A 25,615-nucleotide genomic window follows, 5' to 3' on the forward strand; every position below is an offset into this window, starting at 1 on the left:
ATGGAACCCGTTGTGCTGCGCAGCGAGAGGCTCGTGCTCTCGACGCCGGTGCTCGGCGACGCCGACCGCGTGTTCGAGTACTGCCAGGACCCGCTGTTCCTCGAATACCTCACGACGCCGTGGCCCTATCTCCGGAAGGACGCCGAGCACTTCCTCGGCACGATCGTGCCCACCGGCTGGGAGCTCGGCCGCGAGTTCATCTGGGCCCTGCGCGAGAGCGCCGACGGCCCGCTGCTCGGCGTCGTGGGCCTGCACCGCCGGCGGGCGACCGACCCCGAGTCGCTCGATGTCGGCTACTGGCTCGGCGCACCCCACCGCGGGCGCGGCCTGATGGCCGAAGCGGTGCGCACGGTCAGCGACTGGGCGCTCGAGGGCGGGGTGGCGGCCACGCTGCACTGGGAGTGCGCGATCGGCAACTATGCCTCCGCGCACACCGCGAAGGCCGCCGGCTTCCGCTTCACCGGCATCGGCCCGTCGCAGGTCGCGGCGCGCGACGGCTCGCACCCCGATCACTGGCACGGCCGTCGCCGTGCCGGCGACGACGGGACGACTGCCTCCTACCTGGCATGGCCGACAGACGCCGAGCAGGCGACCGGCGAGCAGGCGACCGGCGAGCAGGCGCCTGGCGAGCAGGCGACCGCCGAAGCGGCCGACGCATGACCGGCGCGCAGACGCGCGGCCCCCGGGTCGTGCTCTTCGATCTCGACGGCACCCTGTTCGACCACCCCGGGGCGTTTCGGCGCGGCATCCTCGCGCACACGGCTGCGCTCGGCGCCCCGTATGACTCCGTCGGCGCCGACGACATCGTCGCGGCGTGGCAGGCCGCCGAAGATCTGCACTATGAGCGCTATCTGGCCGGCGAGATCGACTACGACGGCCAGCGCCGCGCCAGGGCCCGCGACTTCACACGCCGCTTCGGCGCCGAGCCGCCCGCCGACGACGCGGCCGCGCTCGACTGGTTCCGCGGCTATCACGACGAGTACCGCGCCGCGTGGGCCGCCTACGACGACGTCGACGAAACGCTCGACGCGCTCGAGGCCGCCCTGCCGGGCATCCGCTTCGGCATCATCACGAACGGCGTGCTCGCCCTGCAGGAACGCAAGATCGAGAAGATCGGCGCGACCGCCCGCATGGAGCACGTGATCGCCTCGGGCGAGCTCGGCGTCGCCAAGCCCGACCCGCGCATCTTCGCCCACGCCGTCGAGCTGTTCGGCGTGGCACCGAGCGAGGCGGTCTACGTCGGTGACCGCGTGCGCGTCGATGCGCTGGGCGCTGCGGCCGCCGGTCTCACCGGCATCTGGATCGACCGTGACGAGCGCGGCTGGGGCGCCTTCGAGGCGGATGCCGCGGCTTGGGACATCCGCCGCATCGTGTCCCTCACCGAACTGCTCGGCGTGCTCGGCGTGGCGACCGCGCGCCGCTGACCTGACGCCGCTGACCTGACGCCACCGACGTGACGTGCCAGCTCACGCCGAGGCGAGCAGCGCGGCCTCGCGGTTGATGCGGGCCCGTTCGCGCCACCAGACGAAGAAGCCGGTGAGCGTGAACGCTCCGTAGAAGACATACATCGCGGCCGACGCGTAATAGTGCGCGCTGAACAGCAGCGGCACGCCCACGATGTCGACCGCGACCCAGATGAGCCAGAACTCGACCCAGCCCTTGGCCATGCCGTACGTCGCGAGCAGCGAGCCGACGAAGATCCACGCATCGGACCACACGGGCTCATAGGAGCCGAGAGCGCGGAAGAGGGGCGTGAGCACCGCCGTGCCGCCCAGCATGCCCGCGACCAGCCCGAGGCGCACCGGCCACGAGGCCCACCGCGGTGTGACGGCGACCCGCTCGCCGCGCGTCGATTCCCGTCGCGTCCAGCGCACCCAGCCGTAGATCGACACGATGATGAACATCACCTGGCGGCCGGCCTGGCCGAGCAGATTCACGGGGTTCGGGGTGTCGAAGACCGCCCCGAGGAACACGGTGAACAGCAGCGCGTTGCCGACGATGCCGACGGGCCAGGCCCACACTTTGCGGCGCATGCCGCCGAGGGCGCTGAGCAGCCCGAACAGGTTGCCGATCACCTCGCGCCACAGCACCGTCTGGTCGCCGATGTGCAGTTGGGCGTCGAAGAGCCAGCGAACGAGATCCACGGTCGATGGTAACGAGCGGCGGCGTGTGCGCCATTCCCGGAAGTGGCGGCGGATGACATCGGCACGCTCAGGGAATAGGCGGCGCAGGTACGATGGTTGCGCAATACGTGCTCCGGGGTCGGTGAGAGTCCGAACCGGCGGTGATAGTCCGCGAGCCCCGCAGGGGGTTGAGCCGGTGGAATTCCGGTGCCGACGGTTAAAGTCCGGATGGGAGGAGACACGGCGCGCCGCGATGGCGCGCGGTTGTCGCGTCCGCGTCCCCCGAGCCGAGCGGAAGGCCCGAAGGGAACAGATGGACGAGCAGCGCATCGAAGCCGCCATGCGGCGCGCGCTCGAGCTCGCCGCCCTCGGGCCGGCGCACGGCATCAATCCGCGGGTCGGCTGCGTCGTCCTCTCCCCCGCCGGCGACGTGATCGCAGAGGGCTGGCACCGCGGCGCGGGCACTGCGCACGCCGAGGTGGATGCGCTCTCGAAGCTCGCCGGCGGCCGGGCACAGGGTGCCACCGCCGTCGTCACCCTCGAGCCGTGCAACCACACCGGCCGCACCGGCCCCTGCAGCGAGGCGCTCATCGCGGCGGGCGTCGCCCGGGTCGTCTACGCGGTCGCCGACCCCGGCGAGCGCTCGCGCGGCGGTGCGGAGCGGCTGCGCGCCGCCGGCGTCGACGTCGCGGGCGGCGTGCTCGAGGACGAGGCCGAGGGATTCCTCGCCGACTGGCTCTTCGCCGTGCGCAACAACCGCCCGCGCACCACGCTCAAATGGGCCTCGAGCCTCGACGGGCGCACCGCCGCGGCCGACGGCACGAGCCGCTGGATCACGGGCCCGACAGCCCGCGAGCGTGTGCACGAGCAGCGTGCCGCCCACGATGCCATCCTCGTCGGCACCGGCACCGTGCTCGCCGACGACCCGAGCCTCACCGCGCGCGACGCCCACGGCGGCCTGCGCGAACGCCAGCCCGTTCCCGTCGTGCTGGGGCTGCGCGACATCCCCGCGGGAGCCGCCGTGCTGCGGCATCCCCGGCGCCCCATCGTTCTGACGACCCGCGATCTGAGCGCTGCTCTGCACGAGCTGCAGCAGCGGGGCATCCGCTCGCTCTACGTCGAAGCCGGCCCGACGCTCGCGAGCGCGTTCGTCGCCGCCGGACTCGTGGACGAGTTCGCGATCTTCCTCGCCCCCACCCTGATCGGCGGCCCGCGTGCCGCCCTCACCGACCTCGGCGTCGGCTCGATCGACGAGCAGCGCCGCCTCGAACTCGGCAGCGTCGAGCGCCTCGGCGACGACCTGCTGATCACCGCGCGACCCGCAGCTGCCGGTCTCCATTCGGCTTCGCCGAGTCGACCAGCGGACGGCACGGCTTCGCCGAGTCGACCAGCGGACGGCACGGCATCGCCGAGTCGACCAGCGGAAGCGAAGTAAGGAGAGACCCATGTTCACCGGAATCATCGAAGAGATCGGCGAGATCACGCGCGTGCAGCAGTACGGCGACGCGGCGCGCATCACCGTGCGCGGGCCGCTCGCCACGCAGGGCGCGCAGCACGGCGACTCGATCTCGGTGAGCGGCGTATGCCTGACGGTCGTCGCCCTCGAGCGCGACGAGTTCACCGCCGATGTCATGCGCGAGACGCTCGAGATGTCGACGCTCGACAAGGCAGGCATCGGAACGCACGTGAACCTCGAGCGCGCGGCGCGTCTCGGTGACAGGCTCGGCGGCCACCTCGTGCAGGGGCACGTCGACGGCACCGCCGTGGTGCTCTCGACGACCGACGGCAGCGCCTGGCGCGTCGTGCGGCTCTCGCTCACGCCCGAACTCGCGCCGCTCGTCGCCCGCAAGGGGTCGATCGCGATCGACGGCACGTCGCTCACGGTCTCCGCGGTGGGCGGCGGCGCGCTCGAGGGCTACTGGTTCGAGGTCTCGCTGATCCCCGAGACGCTCGCGGCGACCACGCTGGGCCAGCGCGTGCCCGGCGATCTCGTCAACCTCGAGACCGACATCGTGGCCAGGCAGGTCGAGCGGATGCTTGAGTTCCGCGCCTTCGACGAGGGCGCCCGCTGGCCCGACGACACGGGAACGTCGGTCGCGCACGCGATCGGGTTCCAGCCCGATGAGGGGGCGCGCGCATGAGCATCGGAACGATCCCCGAGGCGATCGCGGCGCTGCGGGCCGGAATGCCGGTCATCGTCGCCGACGACGAGAGCCGCGAGAACGAGGGCGACATCGTCATCGCCGCCGAGTTCGCCACGCAGGAGTGGCTGGCCTGGATGATCCGCACCACGAGCGGGTTCATCTGCGCTCCGATGACGAACGAGATCGCCGACCGTCTCGAGCTGCCCGTCATGGTCGTCGACAACCGGGATCCCCTGGGCACGAACTACACGGTCAGCGTCGACGCCGCAGACCGCGCCTCGACCGGCATCAGCGCCGGCGAGCGGGCCCACACCCTGCGCGTGCTCGCCGACCTGCGGTCGACGCCGGACTCGCTCAACCGGCCGGGCCACGTGCTGCCGCTGCGCGCCGCCGATGGCGGAGTCCGCCAGCGGGCCGGCCACACCGAGGCATCCGTCGATCTCATGAAGCTCGCCGGCCTGACCCCGGTCGCCGCGATCGGCGAGGTCGTCGCCGACGACGGCGAGATGATGCGCCTGCCCGGCCTCATCGCGCTCGGCGAAGAGAAGGCGCTGCCGGTCGTGACGATCGCGGCGCTCGTCGACTACCTCGACGAGGTGCACGGCGACCGCCCGCTCGAGACCGCGGCGCCGATCCCCGAGACGAGCAGTGTGACCTTCGAGGTCGAGACCGCGATTCCGACGACGCACGGGCCGTTCCGCGTGCGCGCCTACCGCGATCGCATGACCGGCGCCGATCACGTCGCGATCATCTCGGGCGACCCGGCCGCGCACGGCGCGCTCGTGCGGGTGCACTCCGAGTGCCTGACCGGTGAGGCGTTCGGCTCGCTCAAGTGCGAATGCGGGCCGCAGCTGGATGCCGCACTCGACACCATCCAGCGCGACGGCGGCGTCGTGATCTACCTGCGCGGGCACGAGGGGCGGGGGATCGGCCTCATCAACAAGCTGCGTGCCTACAAGCTGCAGGCGGAGGGGCTCGACACCCTCGACGCGAACCTCGCGCTGGGGCTGCCGGCGGATGCCCGCGACTACACCGCCGCGGGCGACATCCTGAAGGATCTCGGGGTCCGCTCGGTGCGGCTGCTCACCAACAACCCCGACAAGGTGAGCCAGCTCGAGGCGCACGGCATCACGGTCGACGAGCGGGTCCCGCTCGTCGTCGGCGTCGGCGCCATCAACACCCGTTACCTCGAGACCAAGCGCGACCGCATGGGGCACCTCTTCGAGAGCCTCGGCGTCGACCAGCACCAGTAAGCACGTACCCCGCCGGGTCGAGTAGCGCGCAGCGCGTATCGAGACCAGACCCGCCCCTGAAAGGACACCTCCCATGGCCGGTTCCGGCGCCCCCACCCAGCTCTCCCCCGTCGACGGCAGCGGCCTCACCGTCGTCGTCGTCGCGGGCACCTGGCACGACGAGATCACGAACGGCCTCATCGCAGGCGCATCCCGCGTGCTCGACGAGTCCGGCGCGACGCACGAACTGGTGCGCGTGCCCGGCTCGTTCGAGCTTCCGGTGGTGGCGAAGGCCGCCCTCGAGGCGGGGGCCGACGCGGTGGTGGCGCTCGGCGTGATCATCCGCGGCGGCACGCCGCACTTCGAGTACGTGTCGTCCGCCGCCACCGACGGCCTGACGCGCGTCGCACTCGACACCGGCAAGCCGGTCGGGTTCGGCGTCCTCACCCTCGACGACGAGCAGCAGGGCCTCGACCGCGCGGGCCTGCCCGGCTCGAAGGAGGACAAGGGCGCCGAGGCCGCGCACGCCGCGCTGGCGACCGCGCTCACGCTGCGCGCACTGCGCGGCACACCGCGGGCGCTCACGGGAGCAGCGGCACCCGCGCCGTGAACTCGGCGATCTGCGCGTTCGCGTCGGCGGTGCTCGCGACCCCGATTCCGAGCGGCCGATAGAGCGCGAGCGGCACCGTGCCGCCGGTGCGCAGCACAACCACGATCGCACGCCAGTCATACACGTTGGCACCTGCGCCGTAGCGCGGGGCGTCCACGCTGACCCGGTCGGCGCGCACGCCCGCGATGTCGGCGAGCGGAATGCGCGCGAACGGCTCGCCGGCCGCCGCGAGCCGCGGCCACAGCTCGAGCGCGCTCGCGTCGAGCGTCGCCAGCAGCGACGGCGGGACTTTGCCGCTCAGATAACCGCCGGCGCGCAGCCCGTTCTCGAGGTCGAGCGACGGGGCGCAGATGAGAACGGATGCCTCGGGCCGCAGCCGTCTGACCGTGCGCTTCTGCGACCGTGCCCTCAGCCACAGTCGCAGCCAGAGCAGCCCGAGGACGATCAGCACGACCGAGATCGCCCACGGCCACACCGAGCCGCTCACCGGCGCATCGCGCCGCGCGAGGAAGTAGGCGGGCAGTGCGATCAGGGCGAGGTACGGCACGGCGGCCCACCACAGCATGCGGTAGCGCGCCGGTCGGACGGCCCCGAACGGACCAGCGGCGCCGGTCTTGCGCCCGGCGTCGGTCATCGGCGCGCCGCCGCGGCGGCCCGGTCACGTCGCTGCCACTGCATCGCCGCGACGATCGCATCGAACAGCTGCACGGCGACCTCGATCGGCGCCTGCCAGCTGGGCAGCGAGAAGGTCAGGATGAACAGCTGCTCATCGGGCGTCGGCGTGAGGTAATCGACCGTGGCTGTGGCGGTGTCGACGCCGTCCACGGTCGTCGTCGCGACGGTGACTCGACGTGCGGCCAGACCGTCGCCGCACTCGACGTGCTCGAGTTCGGGGAATGCGGCCGGGATCCGATCACGCGGCGAGAGACCGCTGCCTAAGGCATCCGTCGGCCACGGCGAGCGCGTGATCGTCAGTGCCGCGCCGAACGGGATGCCCGCGACCAGCTCGAAGGCCATCGCGAACGCCTCGGCGCCGGCGGTGCGGGCATCCGCCGCGATCGTGAGCACCTCGGCGCGCAGCGCGGCTCGCGCTCGGGCGCGGCGATCGGCGGTGCCGAGCTGCCGCTTCACGGCCTCGCCGACGACCTTCCTCAGCCGTGCGTCGTCGTCGAGGGCGGCGAAGAGCCAGGTGCCGGGCAAGGGAAGCACGTAGTCGTAGTCGACGGATGCCTGTGCGTCGGTCATTGCGGCGCCAGCCTCACCGTCATCGACGCCATCGACTCACGCACGAGCTCCACCAGATGGTCCGTGTTCGCCCCGACCTCCGGGGTCGTGTAGACCATCTCGAGCACCTGCGACGAGCCGGTCGGGAACAGGCCGATCGAGACGCGCTCCTCGTCGTGCTTCTCGTCGGTCGCCAGGTCGTGATAGTGGATCACGCTGTACTGGCCGGCGTACTCGCCCGCGGGAACGGTCTCACGCCACACGTTCACGATCTCCACCCGCGCGCCAGGCTCACTGTCAGGCTTGTGCAACACTCGCTCGTACGCCTCCACCGACGCGAGCTCGCTCTTCTCGTCGAGCGCGAAATTCCCTCTGTAGAACAGCGTGCAGACAACCTGAGGCTTCTCATCCGGAACCCGCACCGCAAACCGCCCGTAAGGGTCTTCGAGGCGCGCGAATGACGCATGGACCGCCTCGAGCTGAGCCTGAAGCGACTTCACCGCGGCGCGACCGCGCCGACCGGCGAGTTGCTTCGCCAGGTCCTTCGCCCACGGCTCTGCCGGCTGGGCCGGACGCACAGCGCGCCAACCCGGCTGAAGCTTGAAATCGAGGTCGGCGATGATCGGCAAGGCGGCATACTCGGCGAAATTCATTCTTCTGCTCCGGAGTTGAACGGGTTCTCGGGCAAGCCGAGTGCCGTCGCAACCTGCTCGCGTTCCTCGTTGATCTTGACGGCGCTCACCACGCCCTGCGCGAGGCTGAGCGGAATCATCTTGGATGCTCGGAGAGATGAGCTGCTCAGCGCTTCGATCGTCTCCTTGGAGGTGCCGAGAATCGCATAGGGGTCCTTGAATCCGTCGACCACCCAGCCGAACGGCGCGCCCTTCAGGTCCTTGACCCCGTCGGCTCCGATCTCCTTCGCGAGCTTGGCGCCCGAGGTGAGACCGGTCTTGAACGTCGTCACCCGCGAACCGATCTTGGACAGCACGGACTTGAGCGGGCTGACGCTCTCATACGTGCCCTCGGCTACGTCCCACACGCCACGCGCCCCGCTCGTCAGCTCCCCGCTCTCCGCCAGTTCCGCGGCGGGTCGCGCGACCGAGACGAAGTTCTTGGCGAGCACCTTCACGGCCCCGCCGCCGAAGATGCTGACCGCGCCGACCACGCCGTCGACGATCGCCGCCTTGCCATCGCCCTTCGCGGCGTCCTGCGCCAGGTGGCCCGCCGTGTCGAGTGCGGTGAGCGCCAGCAGCACGGGGCCGAGGCCGAAGTCGGCGATGTCGACGCCAGGGATGAATGCGATCACCAGCGCGACCACACCGAGGATCTGCGTGACGATGTCGAGCGCCGACAGCAGGTGGTCGAACAGGTCGCTCTTCAGGAAGTCCTTCACGTGAGACGTGACCGCATGCCACGCGGCAGAGATCTTGTCGCGCCAGCCGTCTTTGAGGCCGTCGTGCTGATCGGCGTCGTGCACCTGGTCGGCCGCGGAGTTGCCCGCGTCGTCCTTCGACTGCGCGGCCCGGTGCCAGGCCCGCTGCCACTTCGCGATGTCGGAGCTCAGACCTTCCACGTGGGCATCGGCCAGGCTCTTCTGCTGCTGTGCCTGCTGCGCGTCGTCGTCGCTCGCCGTCTGAGCCGCGTCTGCGGCATCCGACTGCCTCTTCTTCGCCGTGCCCAGCTGGCCGTTCAGCTGCTCGAGCTGCGTGGCCGCGCGATGCGCGTCGCTCTTCGCCTGCCTCAGCTGCGGGGCGTAGCCGGCGAGCGCCGCACCGGCAGCGACGTAGCGGCCCTTCGCCTTCACGATGTCGTCCGCGACCTTGCCTGCCGTCTCGCTGAGCTTCGCGATGGCCTTGCCCTGCATGCCGTCGAGCCCCTGCAGCTTGCGCAGCGCGGTGACGGCGGCGTCGATCTTCTCGGCGACCTGCGCCACCTTGGCGGCGTGCGACTCGACCTCGTCGGGCTCGCCGCTGAGCAGTCCGTACTCCGCGTCGGCCATCAGCTCGCCGCCGTCTGGTCGTCGGTCTCGAGCGCCTTCGCGAACTTCTCGTCGATCTCGGTGAAGCCGTTGGTGAGATCGTCGAGGTACTGGTGCAGGGTCTGCACGTCTTTCACCAGCTGCGCGCGGTGCTTCGACCAGTTGCGCGCGAACTCGCTGATGCGGTCGCCCAGCCGGTCGTGCCCTGTCGAGGCGCCGACCGAGTCTGAGAGCGCTTCGACACCGTCGAAGTCTGTGATGATCGATGCGAGCTCGGCAGAGAGCTGCCGCAGTTCACCGAGATCAAGGCGAAGGTCGGCCACTCATCCCCCGGAAAGTGCGATTCGGGTATGACTCAGAGAGCCGGCATCACGGGCGGAACGCCATCAGGATCACGACGACCACGAGCAGGATCGTCGTCACGCCGGCGGTCGCGGCAACGGCCGAGTAAGCGGCCGGCCTGGCGAGCTTCTCGCCCTCCACCGCGGGCGACGCCCCCGCGCTCGTGATCTCCTCCGCGCCGCGGTTCAGATTCGGCACGATGACGAAGACGCTCAGCACGAAGGCGCCCGCATAGAGCACGACCGACAGCCACACCCACAGCCTCGTGAACGGGATGTCAGCGGTGCCGAGCGCCGCGAAGCCCAGCACGAACACGATCAGCGACGCCCAGCTGAAGATCGAGGTCGAGCGCGCGAGCCCGCGCACCTGCTTCGCGTCGTGCACCCGCAACGCGCGCAGCCCCGTGTGGGGAAGCAGAGCCATCGGCCCGATGATGAAGACGGCGAAGATGACGTGCAGCGCGATGAAGACGTGAGCCATGCCGCCAGCCTAGTGACGGCGCGGCCCCGCACGCCGAAGCGCCGGTCGCAGAGGCGTAGACTGTTGTTCTTCGCACCCGCCACAAGCGACTCGACGAAGTCCCGATGCCATAGCTCGCCGGCTGCACCCCCTTCCGGCTCGAGCAGCAACCGGCATCCGTCTTCTCATCTCACGAATCGCACTGGATCAATGTCTGTTTCTGCAACCCTCGAGGCCTCGAACACGACGGCGGCGAATCCGCGCGGCCGGGTCATCCTGGCCAGCCTCATCGGCACCTCGGTCGAGTTCTACGACTTCTACGCCTACGCGACGGCCGCCGTCCTCGCCTTCCCCACCCTGTTCTTCCCGACCGGCGACCCGACCACCGCGCTGCTCGCAAGCTTCGCGACCTTCGGCGCCGCCATGGTCGCCCGCCCCATCGGCGCGATGTTCTTCGGCCACTTCGGTGACCGCATCGGCCGGAAGGGCACCCTGGTCGCGTCGCTGCTCACGATGGGCATCGCGACGTTCCTGATCGGATTCCTGCCCACGTATGCCTCCATCGGCTGGTGGGCGACCCTCATGCTGATCATCCTGCGCCTCGCGCAGGGCTTCGCCCTCGGCGGCGAGTGGTCGGGCGCGGCGCTCATCGCGACCGAGAACGCGCCCGCCGGCCGGCGCGGCTGGTGGGGCACCTTCCCGCAGCTCGGCGCCCCGATCGGCTTCATCATCGCGAACGCGGTCTTCCTCGTAATCAACACGATCTGGCCGGGCTCGTTCCTCGCCTGGGGCTGGCGGGTGCCGTTCATCTTCTCGGCCGTGATGGTCATCATCGGCCTCTGGGTGCGCCTGCGCCTCGTCGAGTCGACGACCTTCCAGAAGACGGTCTCCGAGAACAAGATCGTGAAGCTGCCGCTCGGCTCGCTGCTCGCCCGCAACTGGAAGGGCGTCGTTCTCGGCACCTTCTACATGCTCGCGACCTACGTCGTCTTCTACCTCATGACGACCTTCACGCTGAGCTACGGCACCCGCCTGCCCGCGCACGCCGCGGCCACCGCTGCGGCGAAGGCCGGAACGTCATTCGACGCCGCGTCGTATGTGCCCGGCCTCGGCATCCCCTACGTGCACTTCGTGCTCATGCAGATCCTCGGCGTGATCTTCTTCGGCGTCTTCACGCTGATCTCGGGCCCGATCGCCGACACCATCGGCCGCAAGAAGCTGCTCATCGGCGTGACCATCGCGATCATCGTGTTCGGCCTCACCTTCGAGCTGTTCCTCACCCCGCGCTCCGACGCGACCTTCGAGGGTGCGCTCGTGCAGGCGTTCCTGACGATCGGCTTCACCCTGATGGGCATCACCTTCGGGCCCATGGGCGCGCTGCTGCCCGAGCTGTTCCCCGCGAACGTGCGCTACACGGGCTCCGGCGTCGCCTACAACATCTCCTCGATCCTGGGCGCGGCCCTCGCGCCGATCATCGCGGTGGCGCTGTGGGGCGCGGCATCCGGTCGCACCTGGCTCGTCGGCCTGTATCTGTCCGTCATGGGCGTGCTCACGCTGATCGCGCTGATCATCGGCCGCGAGACGAAGGACGTCGACTACCACAACGAACTCGCGTAGCGCGCGTTCGCATCGAGATCCACGGATGCCCCGGGCCGCGGCTCGGGGCATCCGGCTGTCTGCGCGCACGCAAGCTCGAAACTTAGAATCGGCACGCCATGAGTGACGCCGCCGCACCTTCCGCCTCCCCCGCACCCGCCCGACCCGCCCGCCGCGGCTTCGGTCGCCGCCCCGCCGACGACGGGCCGCGCGCCTCGTTCCGGCAGCTGCTGCCCTATCTCACCGAGCACAGGCGCGTGCTCGCCTGGGTCATCGCGCTCTCGGTGCTCGGGGCCGCCGCCTCGCTCGCGCAGCCGCTGCTCGTCAACCAGGTGATCACCCGCGTGCAGCACGCGAGCCCGCTCGGCTGGCTCGTGTGGGCGCTGGTCGCGCTGGTCGTCGTAGCCGGCATCATCTCGGGGTACCAGCACTACCTGCTGCAGCGCACCGGCGAGGGCGTCGTGCTCTCGTCGCGCCGCCGCATCGTGGCCCGGCTGCTCAACCTGCCGATCGCTGAATTCGACCGCCGCCGCACGGGCGACCTCGTCAGCCGCGTCGGCGCCGACTCCACGGCCTTGCGCGCCGTGCTCACCCAGGGGCTGATCGATGCGATCGGCGGGGCGCTGACCTTCCTCGGTGCGCTCGTCGGCATGGCGATCATCGACCCCGTGCTGCTCGGGCTCACGGTGCTCGTGATCGGAGTGTCCGTGGTCGTCGTCGTGCTGCTGTCCGGCCGCATCCGTACGGCGTCGGCACGCGCTCAGAAGAAGGTCGGCGACCTCACCGCCGCCGTCGAGCGGGCCATCTCATCGGTGCGCACGATCCGCGCCGCCGGAGCCACCGCGCGCGAGATCGCCGCCGTCGACGACGACGCGCGCGGCGCCTGGCAGATGGGCATCCAGGTCGCCCGCATCTCCGCCCTCGTCGTGCCGGTCGCGGGCATCGCCCTGCAGGTGTCGTTCCTCGTGGTGCTCGGCATCGGCGGCTACCGCGTCGCCTCGGGCGCCATCTCGGTGGCTTCCCTCGTGACCTTCATCATCTTCCTGTTCATGCTGGTCATGCCGCTCGGCAACGCGTTCGGCGCGATCACGTCCGTGAACTCGGCGCTCGGCGCCCTCGGCCGCATCGAAGAGATCATCGCGCTGCCGGGCGAGGACGCGCACGATGCGCGATCTGCCTCGCTCGCGCAGCTGCGGGCGGATGCCCCGGCCCTCGCCTTCGACCGGGTGTCGTTCGCCTACCCGGTCGACTCGGCGGCCTCTTCGCCGGTCGACTCGGCGAAGCCGAATGGAGACCCGGCCCTCGTGCTGCATGACGTGTCGTTCGAAGTGCCACGGGGGAAGCGCACCGCCCTCGTCGGCCCCTCGGGGGCAGGCAAGTCGACCACGCTCGCGCTCATCGAGCGCTTCTACGACCCGACCGCGGGCAGCATCCGCCTCGGGGGCGTCGACATCGCCGACCTTCCGCGCGACGAGCTGCGCGCGCAACTCGGCTATGTCGAGCAGGATGCCCCGGCCCTCGCCGGCTCGCTGCGCGACAACCTCACCCTCGGCGCCCCCGACGCCACCGATGACGAGTGCCGTCGCGTGCTCGAGGCCGTGAACCTCGGTGAGGTGCTGGCGCGGTCGCCGCTCGGCCTCGCCGCGCCCGTCGGCGAAGAGGGCGTCATGCTCTCGGGCGGTGAGCGCCAGCGACTCGCGATCGCACGGGCGCTGCTGGCCGCTCCGCCGATCCTGCTGCTCGACGAGTCGACCTCGTCGCTCGACGGCCGCAACGAGCAGCTCATGCGCGAGGCGATCGACGCGGTCGCCGAAGACCGCACGATGATCGTGATCGCCCACCGCCTCTCGACGGTCGTCGACTCCGATCAGATCGTCGTGCTCGACCACGGCCAGGTCGTCGGGGTCGGCACGCACTCGGAGCTCGTGGCCGCCGTGCCGCTCTACCGCGAGCTCGCGAAGCACCAGCTGCTGGTCTGAGGCACGCCGCTATTTGAGGAACAGGGCTTTGAGCCGCGTCGTCGTCAGCACGAGGCCGACCGCGATCATGCCGGCGTAGTAGAGCACGTGCCACAGCAGCGCCGTCGTGATGACGCCGGTCGTGAGCCCGCGCACGAGCTCGATGCCGTGCCACAGCGGCAGGCACTCGATCACGAGCTGCACCGGCCGCGGGTACACCGTGATCGGGAAGAACGTCGATGAGAGCAGGAACATCGGCAGCAGCACGAAGAAGATCCAGTCGAGCTGCGTGAAGGTCTTCATGAAGCTCACGACGCCCATGCCGAGGCTCGCGAAGCCGAAGGCGATGATCAGCAGCGCGGGGAACGCGAGCAACGCCGTCCACGACAGGTTGAGGCCGACCGCCCACATCACCCCGAGGAACGCGAGGCCGTAGAGGGCACCGCGCAGCAGCGCCATCATGATCTCGCCGAGCGCGACGTCGAGCGGCCCGAGCGGCGTCGCCAGCATGCCCTCGTAGAGCTTCCCGAAGTTGAGCTTGAAGAACACGTTGAACGTGGAATCCATCACGGCCCCGTTCATCGCCGAGGTCGCGAGCAGCGCCGGCGCGATGAACGCCGCGTAGCTGATGTGCTGCCCGCCCGTGTCGACCGTGCCGATCAGCTTGCCGAGCCCGACACCGAGCGACAGCAGGTAGAGCACCGGCTCGAGGAACCCCGACACCACCACGAGCCAGTTCGTCGTCTTCGTCGCCGTCCAGCTGCGGGCCATCACCGCACCCGGATTCCCGGCGAACACCGCCCCCAGCAGCCGCGACGGCCGCCCCGCCCCGGTGCCGGCCTCGACCGCGCTCACTTGTTCAGCTTCTTCCCCGCGAGCCGCCGGGCGATCCGCCACCCGACGACGAAGGTCACGACCAGGTATGCGACGTGCACCGCAATGAGCCACGCCGGCTCACCCAGCCCGTACGTCGCGTCGCGCGCGAGCTGCGTGCCATGCCACAGCGGCGAGACCCACCCGATCCACTGCAGATAGATCGGCATCAGCGCGAGCGGGAAGTACGTTCCGGAGAACAGCGTGAGCGGCATGACGATGAACCTGAGCACGAGCGTCTCTTGACTCGCGTCTTTGTCGAGCGAGGAGATGTAGGCGCACAGCGGGCCGCCGCACGACAGCGCGGTGAGCAGCGCGGCAAGGACCGAGAGGATGCCCCACCCCGACGGCGCCGCACCGAAGGCGACCATCAGCACGTAGTAGATCAGGCTGTTCACGACGATGCGGGTGCTCGTGTAGAGCACGTTGCCGTCGATGATCTGGCCGGGCGACAGCGGCGCCGCGTTCATGCCGAAGAAGGTCGGATTCCACTTGAAGCCGAGTCGGATCGGGAAGATGAACTCTTCTGAGGCGGTCTGGAAGGCGGCCGCCGTGAGCAGCGCGGGTGCGACGAACACGAGGTACGAGACACCGCCCAGGTCGTGCGCGCCCGCGCCGCCGCCGATCAGAGCGCCGAGCCCGAGCCCCATCGCGAACAGATAGAGCAGGGGCAGACCGAGTGCGGGCACGATGTTCGACGACCACAGCCGGCGGGCGAGCGTCAGTCGGTGCTCGAACACGAAGTAGGCGCCGAAGCGGCGCGGGCGCGCGGCAGCGCGCCGGGCGAGCTCGGCCGCGGCATCCGCCGACACGGGGATCGCGCTCATTCGATCAGGCTCCGCCCGGTGAGCCGCAGGAACACGTCCTCGAGGGACGCTCGCCGCACGAGCGAGGTGAGCGCCTCGAGCCCGCGGGCGCGCACGGCGACGGACGCCGCCTCGCCGTCGTCGGCGTAGATCAGGACGCGGTCGGGCAGCACCTCGACCCGGTCGCCGATGCCGCCGAGCGACTCGGCGGCGGCCGCGTTGCGCTCTGAACCGAAGCGCAGCTCGAGCACCTCGCGGCTCGAGTACTGGCGGATGAGCGACTGCGGAGTGCCCTCGGCCATGATGCGGCCATGGTCGACGACGATCAGGCGGTCGCAGAGCTGCTCGGCCTCGTCCATATAGTGCGTCGTCAGCACGAGCGTCGTGCCCTGCTCTTTCAGCCGGAACAGCCTGTCCCAGAGGATGTGCCGCGCCTGCGGGTCGAGCCCCGTCGTCGGCTCGTCGAGCAGCAGGATCTTGGGGTCGTTGATGAGCGCCCGCGCGATCGTGAGCCGGCGCTTCATGCCGCCGGAGAGGTCGTCGATGCGCGTCTTCGCCTTCTCGGTCAGCTGCGCGAACCGCAGCAGCTCGGCCGCGCGCTGCTTCACGAGCTTCCGCGGCAGGCCGAAGTAGCGGCCGTAGACGATCACGTTGTCGAGCACGGGCAGCTCGAAGTCGAGGTTGTCGGTCTGCGGCACGACGCCGAGCTGCGAGCGGATCTCGGGCCCATGCCGGTCGGGGTCGAGCCCGAGGATCGTCAGCTCGCCGCCCGTGCGCGGCGAAACCGCGCCGACCATGCGCATGGTCGTCGACTTGCCGGCGCCGTTCGGCCCGAGCAGCCCGAACGACTCGCCCTGAGCGACCTCGAACGACACCCCGCCGACCGCCGCGACATCGCCGAACGACTTCTCGAGGTCACGTGCGACGATCACCGGTGCGGGCATGGCCACCAAGGTAGCGGGGGCCACCGACATCGGGCGAGAGCCGGCGTGGTCGCCGGGGATGCCCGGCCGAGGCATCCCCCTCGGAAATCAGCGCTGGAAGCGCGCCGCGACGTCGTCGGACGCCGCGATCTCGATGCGCGCCCTGTGGTCGTCGCGCATGTCGGGCAGCGCGTCGAGGCGGAACCACTGCGCCGCGGTGTTCTCGCCGTCGGCGGGGAACGGCTCACCCGACACGTAGCGGCAGCGGAACGTCAGGTCGAGGTAGCGCGAGCGATCGCCGTTGCCGTAGACGACCACGCGGTCCTCGACGTGCACGCGCGCGAGCCGTTCGGCGACGGCGGTGACCGCGGTCTCTTCGAGCACCTCGCGCTCGGCCGCTACGGCGGGCGGCTCGCCGGGGTCGACGATGCCGGTCACGGCCGTCCACTCGCCGTTGTCGGCGCGCTTCACGAGCAGCACCTCGCGCTCGTCGCCCTCGCCGCGCAGCACGACCGCCGTGACCCCGCTCAGCCAGAGCTCCTGGTGCCCGATCTTCTCGCGCAGCCGCAGAACGAATTGGGGAGTCGGCACAATCCGACCCTAGCCAAACCGGATCGCGCCCGCGCCCCTAGTGTGGAAGCGTGACCGACACCCAGACGCTCACCGTCGACGCCGCCGTTTCCGCAGCCCAATCGGCCTTCGAGGCCGCACGCGAGGTCTCGCCCGCCACCCGCCGCACCTGGCTGGAGGCCCTGGCCGACGCGCTCGAGTCGCATGCCGACGACCTCGTCGCCCTCGCCCATGACGAGAGCCACCTGCCCATCGTGCGCCTCACCGGCGAGCTCACGCGCACCGCGTTCCAGCTGCGACTGCTCGGGGCGGATGCCGCGAGCGGCGACCCCTTCGCCGCCACCATCGACCACGCCGACCCGGGCTGGGGCATGGGTCCGCGACCCGACATCCGCCGCGTCGGCGAGCCGCTCGGTGTCGTCGGCGTCTTCGGCGCCTCGAACTTCCCCTTCGCGTTCAGCGTGCTGGGCGGCGACAGCGCCTCGGCGCTCGCCGCCGGCTGCGCCGTCGTGCACAAGGCGCACCCCGCCCATCCGCGGCTCGCGCGCGAGACCGCGCGACTCGCGGTCGAGGCGCTGCGCGCGGTCGGCGCTCCGAGCGGGCTGTTCGCGCTCGTCGAGGGCTATGAGGACGGGCCGGCTCTCGTGCAGCATCCGCTCGTCAAGGCGGTGGGGTTCACCGGATCCACTCGCGGCGGCCAGGCGCTCGCCGCCCTCGCCGCCGACCGGCCCGAGCCGATCCCGTTCTACGGCGAGCTCGGCAGCACCAACCCCGTGTTCGTCACGCCCGGCGCGTGGGCCGCGCGGCGCGACGCGATCCTGGCGGGCTTCGTCGGCTCGTTCACGCTCGGCATGGGGCAGTTCTGCACGAAGCCCGGCTACCTCGTCGTGCCGGCGACCTCGCGTGACGAGCTCGTCGCGGGCCTCGCGGATGCCTCGCCCGTGCCGCCCCACGAGATGCTCTCAGACTCGCTGCGGGCCTCGTTCGAGCGCTCGCGCGACGAGTTCGCCTCGGTCGACGGGGTCGAGCCGCTCACGACCCTGCCGGGTGCCGAGGGCGCTCCCGAGGCGACGGTGTTCCGCGCCCCGGCCGAGCGGGTGCTGTCTGCGCCCGAGCTGCTCGAGCACGAGATGTTCGGCCCCGCGAGCGTGATCGTCGAGTACGACTCCCCCGAGCAGCTCGAGGCGATCGCGGCGAGCATCGGCGGCCAGCTCACGGCCGGCGTGCACGCCGAAGACGGCGAGGACACGGCCGCCCTGCTGCGCACCCTCGCGGGCCACGCCGGGCGGGTGCTCTGGAACGGCTGGCCCACCGGCGTCACGGTGAGCTACGCGCAGCAGCACGGCGGGCCGTTCCCCGCGACGACGGCCCCGGCGACCACCTCGGTCGGCACCGCGGCGATCGGCCGCTTCCTGCGCCCGGTCGCCTACCAGGACGTGCCGGATGCGGCGCTGCCCCCTGCGCTGCAGGAATCGAACCCCTGGGGGATCGCCCGCCGCGTCGACGGCGCCCTGCAGCCCGCCCGCTGACCGCTGACCCCCGGTCGTCGCCTAAGCGGCACGCGCGCGCGGATGAGGCACGTTTGTGACGACCCGCCGCTGAGCCGCTCGCCCGGTCGTCGAAAACGCGGCCCACGCGCGCGGATAAGCCGCGTTCGTGACGACCGGCTATTCGGCAGAGGGCGCGGCACCGACGGCGTCGCTCGTCACGAGCTCGGCGCCCGCGGCAGCCAGCTCCTGCAGGGCGGCGGCCGACGAGGCATCCGCCACGCCCGCGATCAGGTCGGTGAGCACGCGCACCCGCTCGCCGTCCTGCAGGGCGTCGAGCGCGCTCGCCCGCACGCAGTGGTCGGTCGCGATGCCGACCACGTCGACGTCGGTCACGCCGTGCGCCTGGAACACCTCGCTGATGCCCTTGCCGAAGTCGTCGGCACCCTCGAACGCCGAGTAGGCGGGCTTGCCCTGCCCCTTCTTGATGTGCACGTCGATGCGATCGGATGCCAGCGCGGGGTGGTACTCGGCCCCGGGCGTGCCGCTGATGCAGTGCGGCGGCCAGGAGTCGACGAAGTCGGGGTGGTCGGAGATGTGGCCGCCGTTGTCGCTCCCGCCGTCGTGCCAGTCGCGGCTCGCGACGACGAGGTCGTAGGCGTCGCCGCGCTCGTCGAGCAGGCGGGTGATCCCGGCCGCGACGGCCGCGCCGCCCGCGACGCCGAGCGACCCGCCTTCGGTGAAGTCGTTCTGCACGTCGACGATCAGCAGGGCGCGGCTCATGACCTCAGGTTATGCGCCCGCGGCCGACATTTGCGTCCGCGAAGGCGGACGCAGGTGTCGGCGGCGGACGCAGAAACTCCGGCGGCGGGGGCAGAAGCCCCCCGCGCGACGCGGCGTCAGCTGTTCGACAGGTTGTCGCCGCAGCTGTAGATCGCGGCCGCCAGCGCATCGATCGCGCCGCGGGCACTGTCGCCGACATTGCCGAGGGCGTAGATCGAGAAGACGAGCTTCGAGCCGTCCTTCGCGTCGATGACGCCCGCGAGCGTGTAGGCGCCGTTGATCGACCCCGTCTTCGCGTGGATCTTGCCGACGGCGACCGCGGATGCCCCGACGAAGCGACCGTAGCCCTGCGTCAGCGTGCCCGACTGACCGGAGATCGGCAGGGCGTCGTAGATGACGCCGAGGCCGTTCTCACGGTTCAGCACCTTCGTGAGGTAACCCGAGAAGAACGACGGCGGCACGCGGTTGTCGGCCGAAAGCCCCGAGCCGTCGATGATCGTGAGGCCCGACAGGTCGACGCCGATCGTCTTGAGCGCGGCGGTGTCGCCTGCGTCGATCGCGCCGAAGGTGTTGCCGGCGCCTTCCGTGATGGCGGTGAGGCGCGCCAGCATCTCCATGACGGTGTTGTCGGAGTTCTGCAGCGCCTCGGTCACGAGCGCCGACACGGGCTGCGACTTCACGACACCGAGCTGGGCCGCGCCCTGCGGCGCCTTCGCCTCGCCGTCGTAGTTCGCGCCGAGATCCTGCGCGAAGGCCTTGCCCGCGTCGCCGACAGGGTCGGTGCCGCGCGGCGTCTGCAGCTTGGTCGGGTCGTTCTTGTCGCCGTCGGCCATCAGCGCCGCGATGTAGGCGGTCGAGCCGAGGCTCGCGCGCTCTTCCTGCTCGTCCCAGCTGGACTGCCACATCGGGCCGCCGAAGAGCGTCGCGTCGGCGACGACCGAGGTGATCGGCTGGCCGTCGTTGGCGGGGTCGTCTGCCCAGGCCTTCTTGACCTGGTCGGCGAGGTCGGTCAGCGTCGGTGCGCCCTGGAACCACGAGCCGTGGCCCGCGCTGAGCGTCGGGTCGCCGCCGCCGACGATGACGACCTGACCGGGCTGCGAGCCCTTCACGACGGTCGTCGAGATCCGGTAGTCGGCACCGAGCGCCGTGAGCGCGGCGCCCGCGGTGATCGTCTTCATGACGCTCGCGGTCGGCGCGGCCGTGCTGCCGTTGCGGTCGAACAGCACCTGGCCGGTCTTGGCGTCGACGACCTGGGCCTCGAGGGTGCCGAGGCGCCCGTCGGAGGCGGGGCCGGCGACCGAGCAGGTCTTGAGCGCCGTCGCCGGCGCGGCCGGGTTCGCGACGGGGCGCCCGGTAGGCGTCGGGGTCGAGGTGGGCGTGGCGGATGCCGTCGGGCTGGCGCTGTGCACAGGCGCCTTCAGCGCGGCGGGCTGCGGCGGGGCGCCCGTTGCGGCGCCCGCTGCGAACGAGCCCCCGCCGATGACGAGCACCGCGGCGGTCGCGCCGGCGGCGATCCAGCTGCGGGGGTGCGTGCGGACGGACGAGAGGATGCCCGCCCAGGCGCGCGCCGGAGCGCTCGGCGTCTTCGGGCCGGTCGCCGGGTCGACGATGATCGGCTCGACGGACTCCATTCGCGCCGTGGCGGGGGCGTCGGGTGAGCCGCCGAGAGAACCGGAGCCCACGGGCGCCGCCATGGGCGCCGTCGGCTGTTCGACGACGGCGCGCTCGTCGGTGTTCAGCGGAGTGAACGGCTCGGTGGGCGGGAACTCGTCACCGAAGGGGTCTCTCGGGTCGGTCACCCGAAGAGTGTAGCGAGGCGATCCTGGGCGGCCGCGGCGAGCGCTGCGGCGCATCCGCTGCGCTGGCGTCGCCGTAACATGGCAGTGTCCGGCCAGCCGGTGCTCGAAAAAAGGGCACGAAGCGCGCGTGCAGCGCTCGCGAGACACATACGGAAACCCGCATCCGTTCACGTCTCGAAAGGCCTCGCCATGCCCACCGCCGCCCAGCACGTCGCCATCGCCCTCGCCCGTCACGTCAGCCACGTCTTCGGCGTCATGGGGAACGGGAACGCCTACTTCCTCGACGCGCTGCTGCGCGAGACGGATGCCACGTACACCGCCGTGCGGCACGAGGCCGGTGCCGTCGTCGCCGCCGACGCGCACTTCCGGGTCTCCGGCCGCATCGCCGCCGCGACGACGACCTACGGCGCCGGATTCACCAACACGCTCACCGCGCTGGCCGAGGCCGCGCAGGCCCACATCCCGCTCGTGGTCGTCGTCGGCGATGAGCCCACCTCGGGCCCCCGCGCATGGGACGTGGACCAGATCGCACTCGCCTCGGCCGTCGGGGCGCGCACCTACACCGTGGGGCGGCTCGATGCCGCCGCGACCACCGTGATCGCCCTCGAGCACGCCCTGTCGTACCAGGTGCCCGTCGTGCTCGCGCTGCCCTACGACGTCGTGACGCGCGAGGTCGGCCCCGTGCCCGAGCTTCCCGAGTTGACGCTGCCAGGGCCGCTCGCTCCGACCGCGTTCGCCGCGGCATCCATCGACCGTGTCGCCGCCGCGCTCGCCGACGCCGAGCGCCCGCTGCTGCTCGCGGGGCGCGGCGCATGGCTCGCAGGCGCCGGAGCGGCGCTCGGCCGCCTCGCCGCGGCCACCGGCGCCGTCACGGCCACCACGGCCCTCGGGCGGGGCGTCTTCCCCGAGCAGCGCTACGACCTCGGCGTCACCGGGGGCTTCGGCGCGCCCGCTGCCATGGAGCTCGTGCGCGAAGCCGACGTCGCCGTCGTCTTCGGCGCGGGGCTCAACCAGTTCACGATGCGCTTCGGCGAGCTGTTCTCGCCCGCGGCCCACGTCGTGCAGGTCGACACCGCTCCCACCGCGACCCACCCGCGAGTCGGCGACTTCCTGCGCGGCGACGCGCGACTGGTCGCGGAGCTGCTGGCGGATGCCCACGAGTTGTTGCCGCGCCCGACGTTTGCGTCCCCCGGCGCAGACGCAGCTGTCGGCGGCGGGCGCAAAACCCCCTGGCGCGAGACCATCGACGCACCCGCGCTGCGGGCCCAGGAACCGGGGGCGGCCGACGGACGCACCGCACGCGGTCGGCTCGACCCACGCACGGTCGCGGCCCGCCTCGCCGAGCTGCTGCCGGACGACCGGGTCGTGGTCACCGACGGCGGCCATTTCCTCGCCTGGCCGAACATGTTCTGGCCGGTGGCCGAGCCGAACCGCATGGTGATGGTCGGCACGGCCTACCAGTCGATCGGGCTCGGGCTGCCGAGCGTCGCCGGCGCGGTGGCCGCCACCGGCGACGAGACGACCGTCGTGCTGGGCTCGGGCGACGGCGGCGGCCTCATGGCGCTCGCCGACTTCGAGACCGCGGTGCGCACCGCCGGCGGTCGCGGGCTCGCCGTGTTCTGGAACGACGGCGCGTACGGCGCCGAGGTGAACCTCTACGGGCTCAAGGGGCTCGCGCGCGAGCCGATGCTGATCCCCGAGGTCGACTTCGCCGCGCTGGGGCGCGCGCTCGGCGCAGAGGGCGTCGTCGTGCGCGAGCTCGGCGACCTCGAGCGCCTCGCCGAGTGGGCCGCCGCGCCGGCATCCGCTCGCCCGTTCTTGGTGCTCGACCTGCGCATCGACGGCGAGGTGATCGCCCCGTACCAGCACGAGGTCATCCGCGCGAACTCGTGACAGCCCGCCCTGCGGACGCCGCGACCGGTGAATCCGCCCGATGGCGGGCATGATTCGTAGTGGCAGAAGGGAACGAATCATGAATGAGCGCGAGAGCGCACTGCTGTCCTCGGTCGAGCATCGGCTGTTCATCGGCGGTGAGTGGGTCGAGTCGTCGTCGGGGCAGACCTTCGACGTGCGCGACCCGGCGACGGGCGAGGTCATCCGCTCGATTGCGGACGCGACGCCCGACGACGGCATCCGCGCCCTCGACGCGGCCGTCGCTGCGCAGGACGACTGGGCGAACACGCCGCCGCGGAAGCGCAGCGAGATCCTGCGCCGCGCCTGGGAGCTCGTGCAGGAGCGCAAGGAGGACCTCGCGCTCGTCATGACGCTCGAGATGGGCAAGCCCTACGCCGAGGCGCTCGGCGAGGTCGCCTACGGGGGCGAGTTCCTGCGCTGGTTCTCGGAAGAGGCGGTGCGCATCACCGGCCGCTATGGCCTGAACCCGGAAGGGACGGGCCGCATCATCGTCGCCCAGCGCCCGGTCGGCCCGTCGTTCTTCATCACGCCGTGGAACTTCCCGCTCGCGATGGCGACGCGGAAGATCGCTCCGGCACTCGCCGCGGGGTGCACGCTGGTCGTGAAGCCCGCGCAGCTGACGCCGCTCACGACCGTGCTCTTCACGCAGCTGCTCGTCGAGGCGGGTCTGCCGGCCGGTGTCGTGAACGTCGTCACCTCGTCGTCGTCATCGAAGGTGGCCGCGCCGATCATCGCCGACCCGCGGCTGCGGAAGCTGTCGTTCACGGGCTCGACCGAGGTCGGCCGCAAGCTCATCGCGCAGGCCGCAGAGGGCGTGCTGCGCGTCTCGATGGAACTCGGCGGCAACGCCCCGTTCGTGGTCTTCGAGGACGCCGACCTCGACAAGGCGGTCGACGGCGCCATGGCCGCGAAGTTCCGCAACATCGGCGAGGCCTGCACGGCCGCCAACCGCTTCATCGTGCACGAGTCGGTCGCCGACGAGTTCGCGCGCCGGGTCACCGAGCGCGTTCAGGCGATGAAGATCGGGCGCGGCACGGAGGACGGCGTCGCGATCGGCCCGCTGATCGACGAGGATGCTGTCGCCAAGGCATCCGAGCTGGTGGCGGATGCCGCACGCCGCGGCGCCACCGTCACGACGGGCGGCAACCGCGTCGACGGCCCCGGAACGTTCTACGAGCCGACCGTGCTCACGGGGGTGCAGCCGGGCAGCTCGATCCTGAAGGAGGAGATCTTCGGGCCCGTGCTCGCCATCTCGACGTTCTCGAGCGAGGACGACGCCGTGCGCCTCGCCAACGACACCGAGTTCGGGCTCGTCTCCTACGTGTTCACGCAGGACCTCGCTCGCGGCCACCGCATGATCGACCGCCTCGAGACCGGCATGATGGGACTCAACGTCGGCGTGCTCTCGAACGCTGCGGCGCCGTTCGGCGGCGTCAAGCAGTCGGGCGTGGGTCGCGAGGGCGGCTTCGAGGGCATCCACGAGTACCTGTCGACGAAGTACACGCTGCTACCGGTCGACTGAGGTTTCACAGCTCGTTAAGAAGGCGCATTCTTGTCGCGGGAATCTCGGTCGAAGCATCCGATCGCCCGCCTAGCGTCGTGGTCATGACGCTTCTTGACGATCTCGCCGCGACCCGCGACGGCCGCCTGCTCAGCCCCGACCGCAACCTCGCGATGGAGCTCGTGCGCGCCACCGAGGCCGCCGCCATCGGCGCCTCGAGCTGGGTCGGGCGCGGCCGTAAGGAGGACGCGGACGGCGCCGCGGTCGACGCCATGCGCGCGTTCCTCGGCACCGTCGCCTTCGACGGCACGGTCGTGATCGGCGAGGGCGAGAAGGACCACGCGCCCATGCTGTTCAACGGCGAGGGCGTCGGCACCGGCGACGGGCCGGCCTGCGACATCGCCGTCGACCCGATCGACGGCACCTCGCTCACCGCGACGGGTCGCCCCGGTGCCCTCAGCGTCATCGCCGTCAGCGACCGCGGCTCGATGTACGACCCGAGCGCCGTCTTCTACATGGACAAGCTCGCGGCTGGCCCCGAGGCGCGCGGCGTCGTCGACCTCGGCCAGTCGGTCGGCGACAACATCCGCGAGCTCGCCCGCGCGCTGCGCAAGCCGGTGAGCGACGTGCGCGTCGCCGTGCTCGACCGACCGCGGCACGAAGGGCTCATCGACGAGATCCGCACCGCCGGCGCCGGCACGCGGCTGCTCTCCGACGGCGACGTCGGCGGCGGCATCGATGCGGCGCGACGCGGCTCGCCGATCGACCTGTGCATGGGCATCGGCGGCACGCCCGAGGGCATCATCACCGCCTGCGCGATCAAGGCGCTCGGGGGCGTTCTGCAGGGGCGGCTCGCGCCGCGCGACGAGGCCGAGGCGAAGAGGGCGAGGGATGCCGGGCACGATCTCACCCGCATTCTCGGGCTCGACGACCTGGTCGCCGGTGACAACACCTACTTCGTCGCCACGGGCGTCACGGGCGGCGAGCTGCTGCGGGGCGTCGAGCGCACTCCCGACGTCATCCGCACCGAGTCGGTCGTGCTGCGCTCGGCGAGCGGAACCGTGCGCCGCATCTCGGCGGAGCACGTTCCCGAGAAGTGGTGAGTCCCTTCCGGGCACCCGCCCGGCGACACTAGACGTCGGAAAAGCACCCCTCGGTTTCCACGCGACGACACTAGACGCCGGAAAGCCACCCCTCGGTTTCCGCGCGACGACACTAGACGCGGGAAAGCGGCCGGCGAAGCGGCATCCGTTGTCGCCGCGCGAAAGGGGCCGGCCGGCCGCGGCCCCTCGG

25 protein-coding genes and 1 riboswitch are annotated in these 25,615 nt (G+C 71.3%); of the genes, 12 read left to right on the plus strand and 13 right to left on the minus strand.

Features of this window, described 5'->3' with window-relative positions:
* Both ABD716_RS07085 and ABD716_RS07090 read left to right on the plus strand, forming a co-directional pair.
* Positions 1-660, plus strand: coding sequence for a GNAT family N-acetyltransferase (locus ABD716_RS07085; protein ID WP_344775248.1), 660 nt, complete (start codon positions 1-3; stop codon positions 658-660).
* Positions 657-1,424 (plus strand): HAD family hydrolase, encoded by a 768-nt coding sequence (locus ABD716_RS07090; protein WP_344775250.1) that lies wholly within the window; start codon positions 657-659, stop codon positions 1,422-1,424. Before ABD716_RS07085 ends, ABD716_RS07090 begins: the two co-directional genes overlap by 4 nt.
* Before the next feature lie 42 nt (positions 1,425-1,466).
* Here the strand turns inward: ABD716_RS07090 and pnuC are convergent, their stop codons facing one another.
* On the minus strand, positions 1,467-2,144 hold the full coding sequence (gene pnuC / locus ABD716_RS07095) for a nicotinamide riboside transporter PnuC (RefSeq protein ID WP_344775252.1): 678 nt from the start codon (positions 2,142-2,144) through the stop codon (positions 1,467-1,469).
* Positions 2,145-2,249: 105 nt separating this feature from the next.
* Positions 2,250-2,367: riboswitch (FMN riboswitch) on the plus strand.
* A 69-nt stretch (positions 2,368-2,436) separates the two neighbouring features.
* Between pnuC and ribD the strand changes: the two genes are divergently transcribed.
* The 4 genes from ribD (at position 2,437) to ribH (ending at position 6,109) form a co-directional block, all read left to right on the plus strand.
* The gene (gene ribD, locus ABD716_RS07100) at positions 2,437-3,558 is read left to right on the plus strand and encodes a bifunctional diaminohydroxyphosphoribosylaminopyrimidine deaminase/5-amino-6-(5-phosphoribosylamino)uracil reductase RibD (protein WP_344775254.1); all 1,122 of its coding nucleotides are present in this window, start codon (positions 2,437-2,439) and stop codon (positions 3,556-3,558) included.
* A 10-nt stretch (positions 3,559-3,568) separates the two neighbouring features.
* Positions 3,569-4,264: a riboflavin synthase gene (locus tag ABD716_RS07105; protein ID WP_344775256.1), complete on the plus strand. Its 696-nt coding sequence runs from the start codon at positions 3,569-3,571 to the stop codon at positions 4,262-4,264.
* The gene (gene ribA / locus ABD716_RS07110; RefSeq protein WP_344775258.1) at positions 4,261-5,520 is read left to right on the plus strand and encodes a GTP cyclohydrolase II; all 1,260 of its coding nucleotides are present in this window, start codon (positions 4,261-4,263) and stop codon (positions 5,518-5,520) included. The genes ABD716_RS07105 and ribA overlap by 4 nt, the downstream gene beginning before the upstream one ends.
* A gap of 73 nt (positions 5,521-5,593) precedes the next feature.
* On the plus strand, positions 5,594-6,109 hold the full coding sequence (gene ribH / locus ABD716_RS07115) for a 6,7-dimethyl-8-ribityllumazine synthase (protein WP_344775260.1): 516 nt from the start codon (positions 5,594-5,596) through the stop codon (positions 6,107-6,109).
* On the opposite strand, the gene ABD716_RS07120 is transcribed toward ribH, so the two are convergent.
* Genes ABD716_RS07120 through ABD716_RS07145 form a run of 6 tightly spaced genes read right to left on the minus strand, consistent with a single transcriptional unit; the run spans position 6,081 to position 10,133 of the window.
* Complete coding sequence (locus ABD716_RS07120) at positions 6,081-6,743, minus strand: hypothetical protein (protein ID WP_344775262.1); 663 nt, start codon at positions 6,741-6,743, stop codon at positions 6,081-6,083. The two genes, ribH and ABD716_RS07120, sit on opposite strands and share 29 nt — an antisense overlap.
* A complete protein-coding gene (locus tag ABD716_RS07125) occupies positions 6,740-7,354 on the minus strand; it encodes a hypothetical protein (protein ID WP_344775264.1) in 615 nt (204 codons plus the stop codon). The genes ABD716_RS07120 and ABD716_RS07125 overlap by 4 nt, the downstream gene beginning before the upstream one ends.
* Positions 7,351-7,986: a hypothetical protein gene (locus tag ABD716_RS07130; RefSeq protein WP_344775266.1), complete on the minus strand. Its 636-nt coding sequence runs from the start codon at positions 7,984-7,986 to the stop codon at positions 7,351-7,353. Before ABD716_RS07130 ends, ABD716_RS07125 begins: the two co-directional genes overlap by 4 nt.
* Positions 7,983-9,332 (minus strand): hypothetical protein, encoded by a 1,350-nt coding sequence (locus ABD716_RS07135; RefSeq protein ID WP_344775268.1) that lies wholly within the window; start codon positions 9,330-9,332, stop codon positions 7,983-7,985. The genes ABD716_RS07130 and ABD716_RS07135 overlap by 4 nt, the downstream gene beginning before the upstream one ends.
* Positions 9,332-9,634 carry a hypothetical protein gene (locus ABD716_RS07140; protein WP_344775270.1) on the minus strand — a complete coding sequence of 101 codons (303 nt, stop codon included), beginning with the start codon at positions 9,632-9,634 and terminating at the stop codon, positions 9,332-9,334. Before ABD716_RS07140 ends, ABD716_RS07135 begins: the two co-directional genes overlap by 1 nt.
* 46 nt (positions 9,635-9,680) lie before the next feature.
* Entirely contained in the window at positions 9,681-10,133 is a 453-nt protein-coding gene (locus tag ABD716_RS07145) for a DUF2269 family protein (protein ID WP_344775272.1), read from the minus strand.
* Between the two features lie 189 nt (positions 10,134-10,322).
* Between ABD716_RS07145 and ABD716_RS07150 the strand changes: the two genes are divergently transcribed.
* Positions 10,323-11,729, plus strand: coding sequence for an MFS transporter (locus ABD716_RS07150; RefSeq protein ID WP_344775274.1), 1,407 nt, complete (start codon positions 10,323-10,325; stop codon positions 11,727-11,729).
* Positions 11,730-11,827: 98 nt separating this feature from the next.
* Positions 11,828-13,687: an ABC transporter ATP-binding protein gene (locus ABD716_RS07155; protein WP_344775276.1), complete on the plus strand. Its 1,860-nt coding sequence runs from the start codon at positions 11,828-11,830 to the stop codon at positions 13,685-13,687.
* 9 nt (positions 13,688-13,696) lie between these two features.
* On the opposite strand, the gene ABD716_RS07160 is transcribed toward ABD716_RS07155, so the two are convergent.
* From ABD716_RS07160 to ABD716_RS07175, 4 genes are all read right to left on the minus strand, one after another.
* The gene (locus tag ABD716_RS07160) at positions 13,697-14,521 is read right to left on the minus strand and encodes an ABC transporter permease (protein WP_344775278.1); all 825 of its coding nucleotides are present in this window, start codon (positions 14,519-14,521) and stop codon (positions 13,697-13,699) included.
* Positions 14,518-15,366 carry an ABC transporter permease gene (locus tag ABD716_RS07165; protein WP_344775280.1) on the minus strand — a complete coding sequence of 283 codons (849 nt, stop codon included), beginning with the start codon at positions 15,364-15,366 and terminating at the stop codon, positions 14,518-14,520. The genes ABD716_RS07160 and ABD716_RS07165 overlap by 4 nt, the downstream gene beginning before the upstream one ends.
* Positions 15,363-16,289, minus strand: a complete 927-nt coding sequence (locus ABD716_RS07170) for an ABC transporter ATP-binding protein (protein WP_344775282.1) — start codon at positions 16,287-16,289, stop codon at positions 15,363-15,365. The genes ABD716_RS07165 and ABD716_RS07170 overlap by 4 nt, the downstream gene beginning before the upstream one ends.
* A gap of 87 nt (positions 16,290-16,376) precedes the next feature.
* On the minus strand, positions 16,377-16,859 hold the full coding sequence (locus tag ABD716_RS07175; RefSeq protein WP_344775284.1) for an NUDIX hydrolase: 483 nt from the start codon (positions 16,857-16,859) through the stop codon (positions 16,377-16,379).
* 50 nt (positions 16,860-16,909) lie between these two features.
* On the opposite strand from ABD716_RS07175, the gene ABD716_RS07180 reads away from it, so the two are divergent.
* Positions 16,910-18,367 carry an aldehyde dehydrogenase (NADP(+)) gene (locus tag ABD716_RS07180; protein ID WP_344775286.1) on the plus strand — a complete coding sequence of 486 codons (1,458 nt, stop codon included), beginning with the start codon at positions 16,910-16,912 and terminating at the stop codon, positions 18,365-18,367.
* Between the two features lie 138 nt (positions 18,368-18,505).
* On the opposite strand, the gene ABD716_RS07185 is transcribed toward ABD716_RS07180, so the two are convergent.
* Complete coding sequence (locus ABD716_RS07185; protein WP_344775288.1) at positions 18,506-19,108, minus strand: isochorismatase family protein; 603 nt, start codon at positions 19,106-19,108, stop codon at positions 18,506-18,508.
* Positions 19,109-19,224: 116 nt separating this feature from the next.
* Positions 19,225-20,907, minus strand: coding sequence for a D-alanyl-D-alanine carboxypeptidase/D-alanyl-D-alanine endopeptidase (dacB, locus tag ABD716_RS07190; protein ID WP_344775290.1), 1,683 nt, complete (start codon positions 20,905-20,907; stop codon positions 19,225-19,227).
* 189 nt (positions 20,908-21,096) lie between these two features.
* On the opposite strand from dacB, the gene ABD716_RS07195 reads away from it, so the two are divergent.
* The 3 genes from ABD716_RS07195 to glpX all read left to right on the plus strand — a co-directional run bounded on the left by ABD716_RS07195 (position 21,097) and on the right by glpX (position 25,425).
* Entirely contained in the window at positions 21,097-22,800 is a 1,704-nt protein-coding gene (locus ABD716_RS07195; protein ID WP_344775292.1) for a thiamine pyrophosphate-binding protein, read from the plus strand.
* Between the two features lie 79 nt (positions 22,801-22,879).
* Positions 22,880-24,343 carry an NAD-dependent succinate-semialdehyde dehydrogenase gene (locus ABD716_RS07200; RefSeq protein WP_344775294.1) on the plus strand — a complete coding sequence of 488 codons (1,464 nt, stop codon included), beginning with the start codon at positions 22,880-22,882 and terminating at the stop codon, positions 24,341-24,343.
* 83 nt (positions 24,344-24,426) lie between these two features.
* Positions 24,427-25,425 carry a class II fructose-bisphosphatase gene (gene glpX, locus ABD716_RS07205; RefSeq protein WP_344775296.1) on the plus strand — a complete coding sequence of 333 codons (999 nt, stop codon included), beginning with the start codon at positions 24,427-24,429 and terminating at the stop codon, positions 25,423-25,425.
* Positions 25,426-25,615 lie beyond the last annotated feature (190 nt).

Source organism: Gryllotalpicola kribbensis (assembly GCF_039538245.1).
In the GTDB taxonomy this organism is placed as follows: domain Bacteria; phylum Actinomycetota; class Actinomycetes; order Actinomycetales; family Microbacteriaceae; genus Gryllotalpicola; species Gryllotalpicola kribbensis.

Excerpts from the sequence above, each read along its gene's own strand:
- ABD716_RS07185 (WP_344775288.1), bottom strand. The coding sequence starts at position 19,108 with ATGAGCCGCGCCCTGCTGATCGTCGACGTGCAGAACGACTTCACCGAA.
- ribH (WP_344775260.1), top strand. The coding sequence starts at position 5,594 with ATGGCCGGTTCCGGCGCCCCCACCCAGCTCTCCCCCGTCGACGGCAGC.
- ABD716_RS07090 (WP_344775250.1), top strand. The coding sequence starts at position 657 with ATGACCGGCGCGCAGACGCGCGGCCCCCGGGTCGTGCTCTTCGATCTC.
- ABD716_RS07135 (WP_344775268.1), bottom strand. The coding sequence starts at position 9,332 with ATGGCCGACGCGGAGTACGGACTGCTCAGCGGCGAGCCCGACGAGGTC.
- ABD716_RS07120 (WP_344775262.1), bottom strand. The coding sequence starts at position 6,743 with ATGACCGACGCCGGGCGCAAGACCGGCGCCGCTGGTCCGTTCGGGGCC.
- ABD716_RS07150 (WP_344775274.1), top strand. The coding sequence starts at position 10,323 with ATGTCTGTTTCTGCAACCCTCGAGGCCTCGAACACGACGGCGGCGAAT.
- ABD716_RS07105 (WP_344775256.1), top strand. The coding sequence starts at position 3,569 with ATGTTCACCGGAATCATCGAAGAGATCGGCGAGATCACGCGCGTGCAG.
- ABD716_RS07145 (WP_344775272.1), bottom strand. The coding sequence starts at position 10,133 with ATGGCTCACGTCTTCATCGCGCTGCACGTCATCTTCGCCGTCTTCATC.
- ABD716_RS07130 (WP_344775266.1), bottom strand. The coding sequence starts at position 7,986 with ATGAATTTCGCCGAGTATGCCGCCTTGCCGATCATCGCCGACCTCGAT.
- ABD716_RS07200 (WP_344775294.1), top strand. The coding sequence starts at position 22,880 with ATGAATGAGCGCGAGAGCGCACTGCTGTCCTCGGTCGAGCATCGGCTG.
- glpX (WP_344775296.1), top strand. The coding sequence starts at position 24,427 with ATGACGCTTCTTGACGATCTCGCCGCGACCCGCGACGGCCGCCTGCTC.
- ABD716_RS07155 (WP_344775276.1), top strand. The coding sequence starts at position 11,828 with ATGAGTGACGCCGCCGCACCTTCCGCCTCCCCCGCACCCGCCCGACCC.
- ABD716_RS07195 (WP_344775292.1), top strand. The coding sequence starts at position 21,097 with ATGCCCACCGCCGCCCAGCACGTCGCCATCGCCCTCGCCCGTCACGTC.
- ABD716_RS07085 (WP_344775248.1), top strand. The coding sequence starts at position 1 with ATGGAACCCGTTGTGCTGCGCAGCGAGAGGCTCGTGCTCTCGACGCCG.
- ABD716_RS07165 (WP_344775280.1), bottom strand. The coding sequence starts at position 15,366 with ATGAGCGCGATCCCCGTGTCGGCGGATGCCGCGGCCGAGCTCGCCCGG.
- ABD716_RS07125 (WP_344775264.1), bottom strand. The coding sequence starts at position 7,354 with ATGACCGACGCACAGGCATCCGTCGACTACGACTACGTGCTTCCCTTG.
- ribD (WP_344775254.1), top strand. The coding sequence starts at position 2,437 with ATGGACGAGCAGCGCATCGAAGCCGCCATGCGGCGCGCGCTCGAGCTC.
- ABD716_RS07170 (WP_344775282.1), bottom strand. The coding sequence starts at position 16,289 with ATGCCCGCACCGGTGATCGTCGCACGTGACCTCGAGAAGTCGTTCGGC.
- ribA (WP_344775258.1), top strand. The coding sequence starts at position 4,261 with ATGAGCATCGGAACGATCCCCGAGGCGATCGCGGCGCTGCGGGCCGGA.